This is a genomic window from Bradyrhizobium sp. CCBAU 65884, from assembly GCF_028128835.1.
GTDB classification, from domain to species: Bacteria; Pseudomonadota; Alphaproteobacteria; order Rhizobiales; family Xanthobacteraceae; genus Bradyrhizobium; species Bradyrhizobium ottawaense.
In genome coordinates, this window is sequence record NZ_LBJU01000125.1 from 1 (window position 1) to 18220 (window position 18220).

Annotated in this window: 10 protein-coding genes, 1 tRNA gene and 8 pseudogenes; 6 read left to right on the forward strand and 13 right to left on the reverse strand. The window is 60.8% G+C overall.

Annotated features, from left to right (window positions below):
• Positions 1–48 precede the first annotated feature (48 nt).
• The 3 genes and pseudogenes from XI03_RS25950 to XI03_RS25960 all read right to left on the reverse strand — a co-directional run.
• Positions 49–819 (reverse strand): annotated as a pseudogene (locus XI03_RS25950) (IS3 family transposase); the annotation flags it as partial.
• 24 nt (positions 820–843) lie between these two features.
• Positions 844–1110, reverse strand: a complete 267-nt coding sequence (locus XI03_RS25955; protein WP_271593674.1) for a transposase — start codon at positions 1108–1110, stop codon at positions 844–846.
• Positions 1111–2077: 967 nt separating this feature from the next.
• Positions 2078–2206, reverse strand: a pseudogene (locus tag XI03_RS25960) (tyrosine-type recombinase/integrase); the annotation flags it as partial.
• Positions 2207–2911: 705 nt separating this feature from the next.
• Between XI03_RS25960 and XI03_RS25965 the strand changes: the two are divergent.
• The gene (locus XI03_RS25965; protein ID WP_271593675.1) at positions 2912–3376 is read left to right on the forward strand and encodes a hypothetical protein; all 465 of its coding nucleotides are present in this window, start codon (positions 2912–2914) and stop codon (positions 3374–3376) included.
• A gap of 472 nt (positions 3377–3848) precedes the next feature.
• On the opposite strand, the gene tnpB is transcribed toward XI03_RS25965, so the two are convergent.
• The 4 genes and pseudogenes from tnpB to XI03_RS40585 form a co-directional block, all read right to left on the reverse strand.
• Positions 3849–4184 (reverse strand): IS66 family insertion sequence element accessory protein TnpB, encoded by a 336-nt coding sequence (tnpB, locus tag XI03_RS25970; protein ID WP_271593676.1) that lies wholly within the window; start codon positions 4182–4184, stop codon positions 3849–3851.
• Entirely contained in the window at positions 4181–4603 is a 423-nt protein-coding gene (tnpA, locus tag XI03_RS25975) for an IS66-like element accessory protein TnpA (protein WP_333936280.1), read from the reverse strand. The genes tnpB and tnpA overlap by 4 nt, the downstream gene beginning before the upstream one ends.
• 368 nt (positions 4604–4971) lie before the next feature.
• Positions 4972–6083, reverse strand: a pseudogene (locus tag XI03_RS25980) (IS110 family transposase).
• A gap of 1123 nt (positions 6084–7206) precedes the next feature.
• On the reverse strand, positions 7207–7344 hold the full coding sequence (locus XI03_RS40585) for a hypothetical protein (RefSeq protein WP_442869741.1): 138 nt from the start codon (positions 7342–7344) through the stop codon (positions 7207–7209).
• Positions 7345–7504: 160 nt separating this feature from the next.
• Here XI03_RS40585 and XI03_RS25995 point away from each other — a divergent pair, with 160 nt between their 5' ends.
• Entirely contained in the window at positions 7505–7873 is a 369-nt protein-coding gene (locus XI03_RS25995; protein WP_271593677.1) for an antibiotic biosynthesis monooxygenase family protein, read from the forward strand.
• A gap of 33 nt (positions 7874–7906) precedes the next feature.
• Positions 7907–8443, forward strand: a complete 537-nt coding sequence (locus XI03_RS26000) for a cytochrome b (protein ID WP_271593678.1) — start codon at positions 7907–7909, stop codon at positions 8441–8443.
• Between the two features lie 1115 nt (positions 8444–9558).
• On the opposite strand, the pseudogene XI03_RS26005 reads toward XI03_RS26000, so the two are convergent.
• Positions 9559–10262, reverse strand: a pseudogene (locus XI03_RS26005) (ISNCY family transposase); the annotation flags it as partial.
• 321 nt (positions 10263–10583) lie between these two features.
• On the opposite strand from XI03_RS26005, the pseudogene XI03_RS26010 reads away from it, so the two are divergent.
• Positions 10584–11049: pseudogene (locus XI03_RS26010) on the forward strand (IS110 family transposase); the annotation flags it as partial.
• Positions 11050–11653: 604 nt separating this feature from the next.
• Positions 11654–12030: pseudogene (locus XI03_RS26015) on the forward strand (transposase); the annotation flags it as partial.
• Positions 12031–12178: 148 nt separating this feature from the next.
• Here the strand turns inward: XI03_RS26015 and XI03_RS26020 are convergent.
• The 4 genes and pseudogenes from XI03_RS26020 to XI03_RS26035 all read right to left on the reverse strand — a co-directional run.
• Positions 12179–12780: pseudogene (locus XI03_RS26020) on the reverse strand (ISNCY family transposase); the annotation flags it as partial.
• A 1081-nt stretch (positions 12781–13861) separates the two neighbouring features.
• Positions 13862–14670: pseudogene (locus XI03_RS26025) on the reverse strand (DDE-type integrase/transposase/recombinase); the annotation flags it as partial.
• Between the two features lie 517 nt (positions 14671–15187).
• Complete coding sequence (locus tag XI03_RS26030; RefSeq protein WP_271593679.1) at positions 15188–15619, reverse strand: PIN domain-containing protein; 432 nt, start codon at positions 15617–15619, stop codon at positions 15188–15190.
• Positions 15616–15918, reverse strand: a complete 303-nt coding sequence (locus tag XI03_RS26035) for a hypothetical protein (RefSeq protein WP_271593680.1) — start codon at positions 15916–15918, stop codon at positions 15616–15618. The genes XI03_RS26030 and XI03_RS26035 overlap by 4 nt, the downstream gene beginning before the upstream one ends.
• A gap of 542 nt (positions 15919–16460) precedes the next feature.
• On the opposite strand from XI03_RS26035, the gene XI03_RS26040 reads away from it, so the two are divergent.
• Positions 16461–18119: a recombinase family protein gene (locus tag XI03_RS26040; RefSeq protein WP_271593818.1), complete on the forward strand. Its 1659-nt coding sequence runs from the start codon at positions 16461–16463 to the stop codon at positions 18117–18119.
• On the opposite strand, the gene XI03_RS26045 is transcribed toward XI03_RS26040, so the two are convergent.
• Positions 18076–18152: transfer RNA gene (locus XI03_RS26045), tRNA-Met, on the reverse strand. The genes XI03_RS26040 and XI03_RS26045 overlap by 44 nt on opposite strands.
• Positions 18153–18220: the final 68 nt, after the last annotated feature.

The window sequence follows — 18220 nt, forward strand, 5'->3', positions numbered from 1 at the left end:
AATCCGTCCGGAATGAAATCGGAATGCCTGGCCGGCTTCGCGTCGGAATCAGTGGCCGGCTTCATCGGAATACGCAACATAGCACGATGGGTGTTCTGATCCGCAGTTGTAGTATCTGCGCCAAGTCTCCACTTTTTCCTGGGCGTCTGCAAGGGACAGGAACCAATGCGCGTTGAGGCATTCGGCCCGGAAGCGACCGTTGAACGCCTCGATAAAGGCGCTGTCAGTCGGCTTGCCCGGCCCTGAGAAGTCCAGCGTGACGCCGCGCTGATAGGCGCACAGGTCGAGATCGCGCGACACAAACTCGCTGCCTTGATCGGCGCGGATCGTCGCCGGGAGCCCCACTTCATTGCAAAGCCCTTCCAGAACATCCACGACATCGGTGCCGCGGAAGGTGAGCCGCGGCACCAACGCCGGCGAGAAGCGGGAGAAGATGTCGATGATGGTGAGGACCCGGAGCTTGCCGCCGGTTGCCAGCTGGTCATGGTAAATCCATCGCCCAGATCTCGTTGGCCCGCGTTGCCGGCCGTCGGTCATCGCGCAGCTTGGCCTTGACCTGGCGTTTGGGCGATTTGTTGCGCATTGCAGACCCAATTCACGATAGATGCGGCGCGTCTTGTTCTGCCCGTGCCGCCATCCCTCGCGGCGCAGCAGGACGTGGACGCGACGATAACCGCAGCGAACGCGAATATGGCAGTTCTCTTTGATCCGAGCTTCCAGGGCCGCCTGGCCGGAGCGACGAGATTTGTAGTGGTAGGTCGAGCGGTCGAACTCGAGGGCCGCACAGGCCTTGCGGATCGACACCTGCCACTCACCGCAAACCGCATCGACGAGCTCTAGGCTTCACAGCTTTCGGCGGATCACGTCCTGCAACATCTTCTTGTCGAGCGACAGATCGGCTACCAGCTTCTTTAGCTTGCCGTTCTCCTCCTCGAGCTGCTTCAGCCGGCACATCTCGGTCGGCAGCAGACCGTCACACTTCTTCTTCCAATTGAGGTAGGTCGCCTGGCTGATCTCGGCCATGCGGCAGATCTCCGCCACCGCGACGCGGTCGCTGCCCTGCTTGAGAATGAACGCCTTGTGGGCGTCCGAAAACTTCGAGGCCTTCATCGTCGTCGCACCTCCCGGTCGAGGGATTTACGTAGCGCCAACTCTAGCCAAAAATGGTCCAGTTTGCCGGCCTCAGATCAATCAACATGAGTGCGTCTCGTCTATTCGTCTCGGCAGCGAGCGTTCAGGGCGCGCATGAACATTCCCGCTGCGGAACGTACGGCCTTTTCGGTGAACCCGCCCTTGCTCACTTCCCTGATGATGGCTTGCCGCGGGTAGAATTATTGTTCCTTCGTGCTCTGATTTGGCTCCGATGCATGTGCTTCGTGGCTAGCGGCTACGGAACGATACGATAACTTTCGGTGCGCCGCCGTATCGGCGAACTACTTCACCGTCGCCAGAAACCGGCGGGCTGATCTGCTAACACTCTCGCCACTGTTTGGAGTCAAAGCCTGGTTCGTGGTCGTATCGGGCGACGATCCACTTTTCCATTCTAACCTTAATCCCAAGCTCTTTTCCCGTCTCAGCCCTTGTGGCGTTGAGAGCTGCGACCGCTTGCGTTGACCGCCAAACGACTCTGCAAGTTGGTGTTCGGAAGAGTACACAAGTGTGCTCATGGTCCAGAACCCATGGAGACCATCCGTGCTCGATAATTTATTGACAAACTTTTCGTGCGCGTCTGGTTGAGTCTCATTCAGATCGTACGAGGAACCGGGCGCTCTCGCAATGGATCGGCCGGCTGGCTCGTAATCGACGGGATGCTAGCAAGGAGTATCGCGGAGGAGTCCTGCAAGCACCTACCAGGATTGGTTGGTGCCGATCTGGTAGACTGGGACGAATGCGCCACGGCGAATGAACCAGAATCGATCTTGGTGTGATTGAGCATGACCGCGAGCTGGGCGTCGCAAGACGATGCCCGAATGCGCTGTCCCTACCGCGCGCCGCAAACGTCGTGGCAGCACTTTAGATTAGCGAGACTGGCCACATTGGCCTCCGGGGTGCGGGTCTAGTTGTTAGGCGCGATTCTCGGAGAACGACCGAAATGTCGGCTCAACTTCGCTACGGCGTTCTGGTGCGATTGCTGCGTCGTCGGTGACAGATTGCGAACGGTCATGTCCTCGATCATGCGGCGGCGAAGTGCGCTGATCTCAGCCATCGGAAACCTCCTGTCTAAAGGGTTTGGCTTCGAAAATCCGCAATCCTCTCAGACAGGAGGCAATCCTTGCTATGACTCCCTACACGCCGCGCCCAGCGGCTTCATTCAATCCCAAGAGTCCACAAGACCTAAGCCGGTGGGCGTGAGGTCGAGTCGAGCCATGTTCAGTGGACAACGCGCCGGGGATGGCGCCGGAGATCAGAGCCGACAACAGTGTGGCGCGAGTTTCCGGCATGGATTAGTCGCCTGCCTACAGGCGCCCGAGTAGGCGACCAACCAACCCTGATGGGTGTGTTGGGTCTCTTCGGAGATACAATGCGACGCAGAGATAAGCGCTGGCTGCGTAGGGTAAGAGAAAATGACTGACAAACGCCTGCTTTGGTTCGGTCTCGGGCTCGGGGGCTGTGTCGGCCTTAGTCTATGGCTGGTTTTGACGGGCCGGCTTGCTGGTATGGGCGACGGCGCCCGTGCGGATGACAACCCTCTGATTGACAAGGTTAGATCAACTTGGCGAGCGCAGGATGGTGAGCGGCGGAGCAAATCTTCGCCAAGGTCTCGACGGTAGCCCATTTCGTTCCCAGGGGATGGGAGGTTGGCCGAAAGACCGACACCGGCGAGCCGGTCATCTTTTCGTGGGTCAAACACCGGTCTGATAAAAGTACGGATGAATATACGGTCACTTGGGAGGTGGCCCCCGATGGCACAATGAAACTTGTGGCTCCGTATGCGAAACCGATGGAACTAGGCTGGCAGGCGTTCGCGCTCGCTCTTGTTGCTGACGAGGTAGCGAACGACGAAAGAGGCGCGAACCGCCGCTTCCTGCATGATCCCGCTAACTTCAACTTCGTGACGACCGCACAAGGCAAGCTGGGCGATCTTCTGCGCCGCGGCAGCTGCACTATCGGCGAGCCGGTTGGAGTGCACTACTCGCCGAAGATCCATGAGCAACAAACCGCCGAGGGCGGCGTGTGGCGCGTCGAGCTTTCGGTCGGCTGTAATGTTCCCGGACTGGGTAACGGAGTCATCATTTTCGAGAAGGGCGAAGGACAAGATTGGGAGCCACAATCCGTCGTCGCCAATTTTATCGACACGTCACCACCTGTCTCTTGGTTTGAGGGCCCGAAAGACCAGGAAGCATTCGAGCCGACCCGAAAGACATTGCCAAAATGAACGCAGAAGCCGACCTAGAGGCGGGGCCGTCGATCATCAATAGGAAAACGAACAGATCAAGGATGCTGATGCGTACCATCGCACGCGCAGAGAACCGGGCGCGAGAGCCTGTCATCGGTGCTCGAACCTTGCCCCTGTCAAGCAGTAACTCATGGAAGCGCTGGCGATCAAGCCGACCGTGGAAACATGGCTGGTTGGCCGTTTACGGCCCTATGAACACAATTCCCGGCGCCATTCGCCCGAGCAAATCCAGCAGATCGCGGCAGCGATCGGACGATGCCGACCCTTGTGGCGGATGAGGGCATTGTTTGCGGCGGGCAAACAAACTGCTCGGCATCACCGGTGTACGAGTCGTCGACGTACGCCTCAGCGGGCGCTCGCGCCCAGCCTAATAGCTGGCGGGCGAGACCTTGAGCCGGCATCATCAGCCGGACCGGATAGATGTGGCGATGATCCTCGATGAAGCGGAAGCTCATGTCCGCGTTCGGCAAAGGATCGTGATCGACTTCCAAAGAAACAGCTGGATCGCGGGCGCCTGGAACTGCCTGTAAGGACATATCTTATGGTCGATGTCGATAACGACCTCGATCCGCGGCAGATGCACCGGCAATGCGCCACGCACAAACCCGCTCCGTCCCAGAACACCAGCTTGATCCGCCCGCTTGGCCCTGAACACATAGACAGCTCTCGAGAATGAGTCAGCCCCCATGCTCTCGCGCACCAGGGTCGCAAGCCCCTCCATGCCCTTGCGGAAGTCTACCGGTTTGGTCGCCACCATCACCCGGACCGCACCCGACGGACCGATCACTGGCTTGCCTTCAGCGCCTGAACGATCAACGCAATCATCGTTGGGTCCGCACCACGACCGGCGCGAATCGTGATGCCGTCGACTTCGATCTCAATGATCACGGCAGCATCCGGCTTGGGCTTGCAACGCACCGGTTTGCGCTCACGGCCAAGAGCGGTCGCCGGCACTACGGCATCCACCACCGCCGGCACAAACTGTACTTCTTCTGCTTCGGAATGACCGTCTGCTGCTTCTCGCAACTGACGGCGCCAGCCAAACAACTGCTGCGGCGACAATCCATGCCTTCGCGCTATTGAACACACCGAGCCGCCGCTCGCCACGATCTCCGCAACAATCCGCGCTTTCCTCGTCGCTCCACTTCCGCCGACGGCCGGCTCCGGTGAAGACCTCAAGCCGACGCACCGGTTCCGTGATAGCACAACGCACTGTGTCCATCCTAAGCCTAACGGTTCAAACAACCGCAGACTGGCAGATCACCCCGTCATCCGGTAGGTGGCCGCTGAACAGCGCCTCTGATGTCCGTTGTCAAGGATTGGGACGTAGAGCATCGTCCGATCGTCGATCGGCTGTTCATAGAGATGGTCGTGCATAGGTGGAGGCGGAACCGAAGGACGTCGGTGATCAAGCTCTGATGCGCGGATTGGCTACCGCATTCCCGATTGTGCGTCCGAGGTCTGCTCCTATCTTACTGCGGGCGTCGGCGCTTGCCGGCCACAAAGCGTCTGACGGGCATTCCCTCTGCCGTGGTCCCGCTTCCGCCCATGCACGATGATGATGAGAAGTGCGCCTAATCAGGCCGGCTGCACTTGCCTGGCGACGGCCACATGAACCCGACCAATTCACGGGTGATAGCGGTGCAGACCACCGTCCTTCGCTTGCCGCGCGCAGCCAACTTCCGGTAGCGGACCGTCAAGCCGGCTCTGCGCCTTCCAAGCAATCTCTCGCACTGCTGGCGACGTTTGCTCGAGCCGGTATAGCTTTGTCTTGCCGATCTTCGGCGGGTGTCGATATGTCCAGGCGCTCTCGACCAACATGTGGCGAACGCGGCCGTTGCCGGCCTTGGTGATGCCGCCCCGCCTGACGGTCTCCCCAGACGATCGCTCGCCCGGCACCAGGCCGAGATAACCCATGAGTTGACGGGGGCTCTCAAACCGGCTCACGTCACCGACTTCGGTCGCGAATGTTACCGCGACGATCAGATCGATGCCTCGCAATGTCTGAAGCCCCCGTACGAGCGGCTCCAGAGACCATATCGAGACGAACTCTTCGATCGTGCGCTCCAGACGTTCGACCCGCTCCCTGGCGACGCGAACTGCTTCGACCATCTCCTGGAGCGCGATCTGATGTGCGGGGTGATCGAACTGCTGCTCCTGAAGCCAGCGCAGATAGCGCATCGTCCAACCTTTCTTGCGAGGGTAGGTACGGCCGTGCTTGAGCATGAAGGCGCTCACCTGTTGCCGGTGAATCCTCAGCGCCTCAACCGCTGCCGCTCGCGCGCGAACGAGATCCCGCATCGCCTCGTGGCCTTCATCGGGAACCCATACCGCAGTCAGCTCGCCAGCGTAGCAGACGCGCGAGAGAAACGGCGTCCTAGCGATTCGTCTTCACCCGATCGCCCGCCTTCCTTGGGATCAGCGATGGCGCCACCACCGTGCATTCGTGGCCGAGCGACCTGATCAGGCGATAAAGACCATAGCCAGTCGGGCCGGCTTCGTAACAGAAGTGGACGCGGTCAAACCGGTTGGCGATCCGTTCTAAAACGCGGCGCATGTTGGTGGCCGTAGCATCAACCTCACCGACGAACCGAACTTCCCCCTCCCGGCCTGCGTCCGCAATCGCGACGGCATTTCTCAGCTTGGCCACATCGATTCCGACGAATGCTTCCCTATAATCTGCCACGGCTCGTCCTCCTGTGATGAGGATCGGCTCGGTCCGCCCGAGCAACCCTCGGACGCGCAGTGTAGGGCGAGCCACCTCATCGGCAGACACGGACATACGGCCTTACGGACAGTCGGCGATAGAATGCACCGAGCGCCGTATCAATTGTTGCTGCCAGCCGCAAGAGTGCGGCTGCAGCTTCACTCAGGCGAAAACCCCGCGGTGGCGGCTGATTGAGGACGAAAGCAAATCGGCGGTTGAGCCTACGAATAGCATCAGCGTCGGTATCGCAGCTTCGATGTCGGCCGGACTCGCACGCACCGGGATCAGGCAAAGATCGGCCCTCGCGATGGCGCACATGGCCAGTGCATTGTTTGTGGCGGCGGTATCGATGACCGTAAAGCCAGATCCTCTCAGCCACAAGGTTGACGAGTGCCCCTTCGATTTTGGCGAGCTCGGTGACCCGAACGATCCGCGGATGAGGATGGCCGCGCCGCTCTACCCATTTGGAATCGTGCCTTGTGGATCCGCGTAACAATTGCGACGCGGTCTCCGCTCCCCAAGGCTACGACTGCAATTCCAGCCTTCAGCGTGCTCTTGCCGCTTCCGCCTTTTTGGAGTGACCAGAGCAAGGACATACATTGCCTGCCGTCCAGACAAAAAGACATGAAACAGCACGAGTCGTCGAAAACTCTAGCCACCAATGGATCGCCTACCATTCCCATCGTGAATCGCATAACCGAGGGTGGAACTCACAACCAAATCAAGGCAGACGCGGGAGTTCAGGCTCAGTCAGCGGCCTTGCGCAGAACCCCCATCATTACTGGTAGGTGCCACGACCGTCGGGATGTCGCATGCTGGGAGGATCCGGGCACTCCTCATCGCACGCAAACAGCTTCTAGGGCGACTTATCGATGTGGAATCAAGTATCCGGGATTTTGCGCGGGTTTCGAAGCGCGGATCCGAAAGTCGGTTGCGGGGCAAGCGGCATCGGAGCGCATTACCGGTGCATGCTTTCGGCACGATCGACCTTGAGGGCAGAGTACGGACGGCTGCACAAGGCTGTACTGGCAATTGTGCGTGATGATGCAGTCTGTCGCCGGCTTATGACAGTAGCGGGCGTTGGGCCCTGGGAGCTGTTACCCTACAAATCGGCGATTGATGGCCCTTCGTGGCTTTCGAGCTTCTTCTGTAATGCGGGGACGACACGATGAACGGTCTGCAGGTCCTTGACCGAAAGCCCCTCCGAAAGGCCGTTGACCCAAGGCGTCTGCAAAGCCATGGCGGCATCGAAAGCGCGCCTCTACCAGCGCGCGCTCGTCAGCCCGAGCAGAGCCACTAGACGGTCGCCTGCAGTGAAGAGCTTCCTGTTCAGTCACACCACACTGGTACTCTAATATCGCCGCACATTGACACCATGTAACCAATCACCGGAGTGCTTCATGACAATGTTCCGTCCCCTGGACCCTGCCTTTCCCATCGAACGCCAGATCGGTATCGACGCCAGCCCCGTCGTCCTGGTGAATGTCTTCACGCTCGAAAAGGCTGACGATCAAAGCTTTCTCCAAAGCTGGCAGGACGATGCTGCCTTCATGAAGCGGCAGCCCGGCTTCATTTCCACTCAGCTTCACCGCGCGATCGGCGACAGCCCCACCTATCTGAACTACGCCGTCTGGGAATCGACCGCGCACTTCCGGGCGGCGTTCACGCATCCCGAGTTTAGAGCCAAGATCGCGGCATACCCCTCGTCCGCCGTTGCTTCTCCGCACCTATTCCAGAAAATTGCGGTGCCCGGCATCTGCGTCGCGTAGCTCATCCGCAATCGCTTCAGAAGGAGACCGGCAATGGGCCTGAAGAGCACCCCTGAACGCTACGGGGCCATGATCGTAACGATGCATTGGCTGACCGCACTGCTGATGATCGTTCTCATTGCCACAGGATTCCGCGCTGCCAACACGGTCGATCCAGTAGCGAAGGCGGCGATTCTACGAGTTCACGTCCCGATCGCCATCGCGGTTCTTGCGCTGATGCTTCTTCGAGTTGGCTGGTGGTGGGGCGTCGATCGCAAGCCCCATCCGGTCGCTGGGTCACCACGGTGGCAGGAACGCACAGCTCGCGCGATACATCTTCTCTTCTACGTGGTCATCTTCGGAATGATTGCGAGTGGTATCGGGATGATGACGCTGAGCGGCGCAGCACCAATGGTCTTTGGCGGAGACGGCGCCCTGCTGCCCGATTTCTGGAAGTATCCGCCCCGGGTGCCGCACGGCTTCGGAGCGCGGCTTCTGCTTGCCTTCGTCGCGCTTCATGCCGGGGCCGCTCTCTATCACCACTTCGTTCGCCCTGACCATCTTCTCCGGCGTATGTGGTTCAGCAGATGACCGACGACGAAGGAACAGACATTCAAGGTGGCAGGAATTTCTAAGGTGACTCAAGCGGTGAGCGAGGACAATGCAATAAAGGACGCCTAACTAAAAGCCCGAACGCCGATTTTTTCTAAGGGCTGTATGGCGAGCCATTGCGCGCCGAGACGATGCGGACGGGGCGCATCTGATTATTGCTTCGACGATTTGCGCTGTCGTCGTGACATTCGATGTACAGCTCAAAGGCACGGGCCTGGTCCCGTTGAACTTCGGCAATCGGTCCGAAGTGTTGGCCATGCTTATGGCGCTGGCTGTCATTCTTGCTGCTCCTTAGCTTCGTGTTGCGGACCTGGACCGACCTGCTTCGCGAACGCGAGACAGCGAAATTGGTGACGCAGTATATCGAAGATGAGTACGACGATGCCGCTCGGAATTCCGCAGAGGGTGCGGACGCCGAAGAGTTAGGAAGTCACTCGAGCGACCGGAATACTACGACCGAGAGGACTCGAATTGGGACGCATACCACAAAGGTAAGGATGCGGCCAACGCGCCCTGCAGAAAGCAGAGGACCGTTTGGGAAAGCGGCGGTAGCCACTCGGCTTGCACGCGCATGGATGGTCCTGGAATCCGGCCTGCCTATCGTCTTTGCGGTGCTTGCGATCTGCAAGTCATGACATCCGTCAACGCACTCTTCAAAGCACTGTTCTTCTCGTAATGACGTTTCCAGCAGCCGCAGGAGTTTCTGGGGGAAAGTCAGAGAAAGACTGGCGGATGATGGCACCACGGGGTTGGGCGCGCCGCCGGTCTAGGACTGGAGGAAAGTCAACCACCTGTACTGCCTCTCGCCTAAGGGGCTGGCCGTCATCTTGAGCCGAGCGGATCGAGCGCGCCACAGTGAAATGTAGCGAAGCGGGTGCGGGGCAATGAAGACGTCCCGGATGTAGCATAGTCCGCGACTGGTTCGCGGGCGCCGCCTCATCGAGCGGCTTGTCGAGCTGATGCGCATGCCGGAGAGCTTTATCGCCGTTTTTGTGCGCACCATCAGAAGCTCCCTCCTATCGCTGCTTCGTGTTCGGCAAGAAGACAGATCAACCACGGCAGTGGAGAAGGCGCCGGTCTGTCTAAAAGCGGCCTTGCCAAGGCTCGGCTTCAAACCATTTTTGCAAATCTGGCGTTGCTCGGATGAGCGGGTCGGGACGACGTCGGCCTCTTTTCGCCTTCACGAGTGGCCGATCCGTCGGTCGCATGGCTCCGTCCTTCCAGGCCGTGCGCAAGCTTGCCAGGAAGCGATCGATCGGTTGCGATGCCACAGCAGGATGGCCGATTGGTTGGGTATCAGCGAGGGCCGCGAGGCGCTCCTGCACGTCGCGGATGTCGCGCAACAACGCGACTGGATCGAGAGCGGCATAGATTTCCTGGAGGTGATGGCGGACAGCGTCAGGCGTGCGGGCGTCCGCTTCCAGGCGCTGGTGTGGTGTAGCCGGCGCACATGTCTTGCGTACACGGGCATCGTCGCGCTGCTTGGCTATCAATTTGAAGGAGGGTTGGAAGAAGTTCACGAACAGCCGCGCTGATCGATATAATTCGGCCAGCAGCTCGGCCGCTTCCAGGCCTTCGAACCTACGATAGCCGACCATCCTGCGCACGACCGCGCCGTTCTTCTGCTCGACGAACGCCTGGTCATTCTTCCGGTAGGGACGGCAACGCGTGAAGACAATGTTGGCCGCCTCGCAATAGGCTTTCAGCGTCTCGTTCATGAACACGGTATCATGTCGGTATCGAGGCCGAGCAGCACAAAAGGCAAATGTTTGCGCAATTCCGTCAGCACCGTGCTCAACTGTCGCGCGGCGATTAGGATGGAAGGCAGCGTCAATCAAGGTGAGAGAGTTTCGCTGGGCTCGTGACGTAGGGAGGGCGTAGCCCGACCGGAGTTACGAGCCCAGCGTCGGCGCGATCCCGAGGAGGACCGCGCCGACTGGTGATCGCGGCCGGCGGGGTTATGCAAGTGGTTCTTCCGCCAAGAGGAATCACTCGCGTGCCCGGCCGACACATCACAGATCACCAGATGAGATGGGATGGTTGCCGCCCTCCCCAGACGGCATCGTAATGTGCCAAGAACGCAGTGTTTGAACCACGAAGCGAAGAGGACGGCAAATTGATGGATACGGTGATCGGAGTGGATCTGGCCAAGAATGTGTTTCAGCTCCACGGGGCGTCAACGGCGGGACACTTGAAGTTTCGAAAGAAACTGTCGCGGCTTCAGTTTCGGAAGTTCATGGCGGGGCATCCATCGGCAGTGGTGGTGATGGAAGCCTGTGGCAGCGCCCACTATTGGGCACGGGAGATGGTCAAGCTCGGCCATGAAGTGAAACTGATCGCTCCCCAATATGTGAAGCCTTTTGTGAAACGCCAAAAGAACGACGCGGCTGATGCCGAAGCAATCGTGATCGCGGCACAGCGCCCCGAGATGCGCTTCGTCGAGCCGAAATCGGAAGAACAGCAGGCCAGGGCAGTGTCGGAAGCGCCTTGTTCATCAGCGCACCGATCAGGTGAATGCGCTGCGTGCTGTTCTCTACGAATTCGGCCATATCATCCCGCAAGGAATCGAACAACTTAAACGCATTGAGGGGGGGGGGGGGGGGGGGGGGGGGGGGGGGGGGGGGGGGGGGGGGGGGGGGGGGGGGGGGGGGGGGGGGGGGGGGGGGGGGGGGGGGGGGGGGGGGGGGGGGGGGGGGGGGGGGGGGGGGGGGGGGGGGGGGGGGGGGGGGGGGGGGGGGGGGGGGGGGGGGGGGGGGGGGGGGGGGGGGGGGGGGGGGGGGGGGGGGGGGGGGGGGGGGGGGGGGGGGGGGGGGGGGGGGGGGGGGGGGGGGGGGGGGGGGGGGGGGGGGGGGGGGGGGGGGGGGGGGGGGGGGGGGGGGGGGGGGGGGGGGCGAAGATCCGAAAAGCGATCTACCAGAACTGGTCCGCGAGGAATGTCGGAATCTCTTTGATCAGATCGCCTACAAGACGGAGCGGATCGATGCCAAGGCAGAGCAGCTCAAGAAGTTGGCGACGCGGACTGTCGGGGGGGGGGGGGGGGGGGGGGGGGGGGGGGGGGGGGGGGGGGGGGGGGGGGGGGGGGGGGGGGGGGGGGGGGGGGGGGGGGGGGGGGGGGGGGGGGGGGGGGGGGGGGGGGGGGGGGGGGGGGGGGGGGGGGGGGGGGGGGGGGGGGGGGGGGGGGGGGGGGGGGGGGGGGGGGGGGGGGGGGCACTGGCGATCGAGGCTTTCGCGCCCGACATGGCGGCCTTTAGATGTGGCCGAGACTTCGCGGCTTGGCTCGGCTTGGTCCCAGGCAACATTCCTCAGGGGGAAAGGAGAGGCTCGGACGCGTTTCGAAGGAAGGACAGGCGGACATTCGCCAGTTGCTCATCGTTGGGGCGATGTCGCGGCTGAACTGGCTCGGGCGCAACTCGATCCCTAGCGGATCCTGGCTGGCGCAGATGCTGGCGAGGAAGCCGCGCATGCTTGTGGCGATCGCCTTGGCGAACAAGATGGCTCGGACGATTTGGGCCATGCTCACCCGGAAGGAGGATTATCGGAACCCAGCGCAGGCAGTGACGGCATGACTGCATGCAGCACGAAATAGCCTGACGTTGGTGAAGGGGGTGTGAGAAGGCGACGACCCGAATGGGCGCAACGATCGAAAGATCTGGATCAGGAAACCAGCTAGAGCCAAAGAGCCGACGTGCTCGGAGATGAGAATTGGACCTGGTCCGCGCACTCTGTCCAGCCGGTAGCAATGTCCGTGAGCACGAGGGTCTGGATGAAGCTGCCGCGCGCAGATGGACCGCTATGCGCTACAAGGTCAGCCTCGACGAACCCCGGCGCAGGATCGTTCCAATCTGCCGGCCTCCGTATTGGAATACTGCGACGCAGGGAATGCGCTGCATGCCGCCGGCGCTTGCGTCCTAATTGTTCTCGGATCCGCGCCAATGCGCGATCGATCGTCGCAGCGCTCATCGCCAAAAGTTTGTCGCGGATTTCAGGGGAAAGGTCGAGGTGGTTGTGCCGTTCCATCGCCTCAATCAATGCAGGCATCAACGCCTTCAGCCGCTTCCCGCAGATCCGGTCTGACGCTTCCCAAAGGAGCACGAGCGCGTTGTGTTCGACCTCATTATACATTCGACGTCGCGCCCTTCGGCTTGGGCGCGCGTCTTCCTGACCTCGAAGTAGTCGCATCGCATGTTTGCGATGGAACGCGGTGATGTCGACGAACTCGTCCAATATCCGCGTCTTCTTCGCGCGATCCGAACGCCGATAGCGCGCGCCTGCTGCCGCCGTCAGTTCCTTCCGCGTTGCATGCTTAGCCACCCCATCTTCGCCCCGCTCGCTCCCGATCCAAGGGAGCAATTTATGTGAGGCAACGGCTCAGCATCCGGTAACAATTAGGGCGAGGCAATGCGCGGGCAAATGCCCGTTCTGGTAGATCCGCTCGCTTGCGGGCGATGACCTTCCCGATCAGCTTCTTCCGCTGCTTTGACGCGGGGCTGTTTGGGGGTTAGCGGCGCGTGGCAGGGACAGCGTCCGCTCCAGCGCAGCCGCACGACGCCGAGTCGCGCCCGCACTGCCTGCAATCCAAGGCTAATCGCCAAGTCGCCGCCACCTGTCTTGATAGTTGCGCTAGGGCATTCGTCGAGGGGAATATTCGTTGACAGCTTCTCCCGGCGAGGCTGGCAACGTTGAAGTTGGCGGCACGTGGTAGGGACAGCGCTAGTCTGCAATCAGGCGCCGAGTCACGTGGCCGCTAACTTCAACCATAGGGACGAACAGTGCACGTATTCGAGCGGCACATCACAGCCCTACGGTCGCAAGCGCTTAAGGCGCTTGCAGCCAATCAGGTCCGCGCGGCCGACCAGTCTCTGAGCCTCGCAGTTCGCCAAGCCGCGACATTTGATGCCGAGGAAGCTCAGGCCGTATTAGGCATACTCGATTACGTAAAACTCAACCCGGCCCGAAGCTGCGGAAGATCGCTGCACGAATTAGCCAGCTTCTAGATGGGGAAGGGTGAGCGCTCACCTGTTTGGGCCTGAATAGCTTCTAGGAAGTGTTGTGCAACGTGGGAAGTGAATCCGGTGTCCTAATTCCCTCTGCGGGTGTTCTAATTAGGACAGCCCCCGAGAAGCCGGCTGCCCGACAGCCGCTCGGCGTGTTGCGGCCCACCCCCCGCGACTGTGAAGCCCATTGGGTGCCGCCCCCCGCTGCTTCTATTTGGTCGCCTCAGTTGGCACGTGCAGTTCAGCCGTCCTAAAGCCCCCGGGACACGGCACCGCCAACGGTGACGGTGACGTCACCGAAAACCTGCTCGTCCAGCGACACCGGTACGCTATCGTCGAATTTGCGATACTTCTTCGGAAATTGCTGCTTAAAGAGTTTGCACTTGTTACATTTTAGGATTCAGCGCTCGATTTTTCCCTGGGTCTGAGGATGATACGGAGCGCTGCGCACGTGCTGCATGCCCTTCTGGTCGAGCCACTCGGCCAGATCATCCGCCACGTAACTCCAACCATTGTCGCTGAAAAGCCTTGGCCGGTGCGCGACGGCGATGTGGTCAAGGCCGGATGCGGCGAGTGCCTGGTCGAGGGTGACTGTGACATCGGAAGCGCACATTGGTGGGACCAAGCCCCCAGGCCACGATGTAGCGCGAGAAGTCGTCAAGCACGGTCGAGAGAGAGTACCACCTCCATCGGGCGATCTTGAGGTAGGTGAGGTCGGTCTGCCAGGGCTGGTTGACGGCCGTCGTCTTGTCTTGAACTCGTTCGCGGCATCACCACATCACCACATACGGGCTGGTGATGTGGTCATGCGCCTTCGGCGGCCCATAGACGGACGCCTCGGAGACAAAGTACTTTCGTTCGTCGGTGAACCGCACGGCCAGCTCGCGTGGCGACAGTTCAGGTAACTAACTCCAGCGCCAGGTCGATGATCTGGCCCCACACATCGTCCGGGATGCGGTTCCAGACCCGGTCTGGTCGAGACCTATGATCGGCCAGCGCCTTAACGCCTCCCTCACGGTGGCGATCATACCAGCGATAGAATGTGGCGTGCGGGATTCCGAGCTTGTCAGCGATTGCTCGACCAAATGGATGATCTCGGCCTTCTCTGAGGCGGGATACCTCATGCCTCGTCCTCGCCATCTCCGTTCATACTTCCAGCACGATGCTGATCTTCTCTTCCGCCGAATACTGCCGGCGGGTCTGGCGCCGAATGTCCTTTAGCACTTGGTCTGCCGACGCTTTGCCCGGTCCGGATTTTGTTCATCTTCGCTCCTGGTGGCTACGATGAACCAGAAAACCTCCCTCCGCGAAATCCCCCTGTTTGTCTCACAGGCCCTGACGGCGAAACGACTTTGTCATCATCGTAAAAGGGACCAAAGCTCAAGCAGAGGAAATCCGCCAAGAAGCCGCGCCTTTGTGGAAGGCAAGCTGAAATTGACGCTGGATATGGAGAAAACCCCTATCACCCACGTCAATGACGGCTTCGTCTTTCTGAGGCACAGGATCATTCGCAGGCGAGGGTCGCACGGGCGCATGTCCGCCGTCACAACGATAACCAACGAAAAGACGAAGGGGTTTGCTCGCAGGCTCACTTCGAAACCAAGTTTATCTTTGAGGAGGCGCTCTCTCACTTCTTCCTTTTTCAGCGCGCGGAGATAGTAATTCGTTAGCGGTTATATCGCACGAGCAGCGCCCGAGCGGCCTCAACGCTCTCCAATTTGCCGCGGCATCACATCGATCCACGGATCGGGTTGATGACCTGGACCCCGGCAAAATCTTTTTCGTTGTCCGTTACCACGGTGCAGTCGTTCGCATCGGCGACGGCGGCGATGATCATGTCGAGCCCGCTGCGCGGCCGGCCAGCGGCTCGCCCTTCCGCCATCAATCCTGCCCAGACGAGGCCCGCTTTCTCGTCGAAGGGCAGGATGCGGCCCGCGAACAAAGCCTGAGGTCCCTCCGGACCTGAGAACCAGGCATCAAGCGCTGCTCGTCTTTTGCCGTTCGGCTTCTCCAAGATGCCGCGACGGATTTCGGCGAGGGTAAGCGAGGTGATGAACAAATGGTCGTCGCGCTGTGCCGCCATCCAAGCCAGGAGCGATTCCGATGGCTGCGGCTTGACGACATTGCTGATGATGTTGGTATCGAGAAGATAGCGTGTCACAGGTCGACCTTGCGCCCTTCTTCACGTGGGCGCGTCACGTCGAGATCGGCGCCGACGAGCGGCGAGCGACGCAACGCGGTCAGGATGCCACCGGGCTTCGGTGGCTCGCCGGAAACGGCCTGTTGCACCGCGCGTCGGAGATGCCCAGCTTCTGGCCCTTCCTCGGTCAACTTACGGGCAAGCGTTCTGATGAGGTCGCGGTCGGCCTCGAGGGCTTGGAGCTCAAACCGCACAATGCCCCGCTTGGTCAGCCGAGATCGGTAATTCTCGATCGCCCTTTTCTGCGCGCTATTGCCCACCGACCGCCTCCATAGTATATCTGGTCATATAGCCGAATTCCGGGCTTGCCGCAAGATTGCGACTGTCTGTGTGACGTCGGCACCGGTGATAGGAGGGCGGTGGCGTTGTCCGACGTCGGGATCAACCAAATTGCAGCTCCCAGAGGTGATCACGGAAATGTTTTTCGTGCGCTCGACTTTGCGATTTACCGATCCGCTACCCTTGGCATCTCGGATCAGCGCATGACTACGGTACAACACGTTGATATCGCTGAATATTCTTTCTTGCGTTGCGACAGCAACTCGTCATCTTTGTCACGATGCGGAGCGATCCGCGCAGCAGCAAGGACGCCGCGGTGGCGCGACCGAGAGGAACAACGGCAGAAAAGCTTCGCGTGGTCGTCGATACGGCACCTGGAGCCTCGGTTGCGTCCGTCACGTCGAAGCCCGATCCGCGTCTCATCAATCTGGTGCGGCTGCTGGCTCGGCAAGCCGCGCGGGATTTCGTCCAAGCCGAAACGGACAGCCGCAAGCGTGACCGTCTCCCGGACTAAGGAGGCGTCATGAAGATCGCACTTTACGCCCGCTACTCGTCCGACAATCAGCGCGACGCATCGATCGAAGATCAGTTGCGGCTCTGCCGCCTCCACGCCGAGAAGCAAGGTTGGACGGTGGTGGACAGCTACACGGACCGGGCGATCTCCGGCGCATCACTGCTTCGCCCCGGGATCCAGGAACTGATCAACGACGCCATGCGCGGCAAGTTTGCGGTGGTGCTTGCCGAGGCGTTGGACCGTCTCAGCCGCGATCAGGAGGACATTGCCGGGCTCTTTAAGCGCATGGCCTTCGCCGGCGTACGGATCGTCACCCTCTCGGAGGGAGACGTCACGCATCTCCACGTCGGGCTGAAGGGCACGATGAACGCCTTGTTCCTGAAGGACCTCGCGGACAAGACGCGGCGAGGCCTGCGCGGCCGCGTCGCGAACGGCAAGTCGGGCGGCGGGCTGTGTTTTGGCTATGACGTCGTCAAGCAGTTCGCTGCTAATCTCGAGCCGATCCGAGGTGACCGCACGATCAACGAGGCCGAAGCGGCTGTCGTTCGTCGCATCTTCGCAGACTACCTTGCCGGCAAGTCTTCACGCACAATCGCATTCGAGTTGAACCGCGAAGGTGTGCCTGGACCGCAAAGCGCTGAATGGGGGCCATCGACCATTCACGGCAATCCAAAGCGCGGCGTTGGCATCCTCAACAACGAGCTCTATGTCGGCCGTCTCGTCTGGAATCGCCTCCGCTATCTCAAAGACCCAGATACCGGAAGGCGCGTTTCTCGGCTGAACCCCGAATCCGAATGGGTGGTCCAAGAAGTCCCCGAGCTGCGCATTGTTGATCAGGAAATGTGGGATGCGGTCAAGGCGCGTCAGCAGACGCTGGCCTACGAGCCGTCCGCGCCTGGCGAGAACAAGCTTAATGATCGCCGCCGGCCCAGATACCTCTTCGCCGGCCTCGTGAAGTGCGGATGCTGCGGCAGCGGGTACACGATGATTTCGAAGGACCTGCTCGGCTGCGCAACGGCGCGCAACAAGGGAACGTGCAATAACCGCTTGAACATCCGGCGCGACGCGCTGGAGGCGTCCGTGTTGAGGGGCCTCCACACGCATCTCATGGAACCCGAACTATTCAAGGAATTCTGCCAAGAGTTTACCCGTGAGGTGAATCGGCTGAGGATCGAGCGCGGCGCCGATATCGAGGCGCAAAGGCTCGAGCTCGAGAGGACTGAGCGCGAGCTGGATAAGGCAATTCAAGCAATCCTTGACGGTGTGCCGGGAGCGAAGTTGAAGGACAAGATTGGTGCTCTGGAAGCACGCAAGGCCGAGTTGGTCGACCTGCTCGCAAACGCGGAGGAGCCGCCGCCCCTCCTCCACCCGAATATGGCGGAAATTTACCATCAGCGCGTGGCCACCCTGTACCAGAGCCTGCAAAGTGAAGACGAGAGAGCCGAAGCGGCCCAGGTTTGCCGCTCGTTAGTCGATCGAGTGACACTCGCCCCCGATGGCGAAGAGCTAGCGATTATATTGCGCGGGGACCTAGCCGCGATCCTGCGGTTTGCGGCGGGCAAGAAAAGCCCCGACTTCCTTTCGGAGGCCGGGGCTCTGGATGTCTTGCTATCGCAAGCATCGGTGGTTGCGGGGATAGGATTTGAACCTATGACCTTCAGGTTATGAGCCTGACGAGCTACCGGGCTGCTCCACCCCGCGTTAAACACTTGCTTTGCCTTCGGTCAGATCCCGGGGACGGTCGGTTGAGGCCGGCGCTGTTCGCGTGG

What these genes read in the sequence shown, in the direction of transcription:
- XI03_RS25995 (WP_271593677.1), top strand. Translation starts at nt 7,505, where the DNA reads ATGACAATGTTCCGTCCCCTGGACCCTGCCTTTCCCATCGAACGCCAG.
- XI03_RS26040 (WP_271593818.1), top strand. Translation starts at nt 16,461, where the DNA reads ATGAAGATCGCACTTTACGCCCGCTACTCGTCCGACAATCAGCGCGAC.
- XI03_RS25955 (WP_271593674.1), bottom strand. Translation starts at nt 1,110, where the DNA reads ATGAAGGCCTCGAAGTTTTCGGACGCCCACAAGGCGTTCATTCTCAAG.
- XI03_RS26000 (WP_271593678.1), top strand. Translation starts at nt 7,907, where the DNA reads ATGGGCCTGAAGAGCACCCCTGAACGCTACGGGGCCATGATCGTAACG.
- XI03_RS25965 (WP_271593675.1), top strand. Translation starts at nt 2,912, where the DNA reads ATGAAACTTGTGGCTCCGTATGCGAAACCGATGGAACTAGGCTGGCAG.
- XI03_RS40585 (WP_442869741.1), bottom strand. Translation starts at nt 7,344, where the DNA reads ATGGCTTTGCAGACGCCTTGGGTCAACGGCCTTTCGGAGGGGCTTTCG.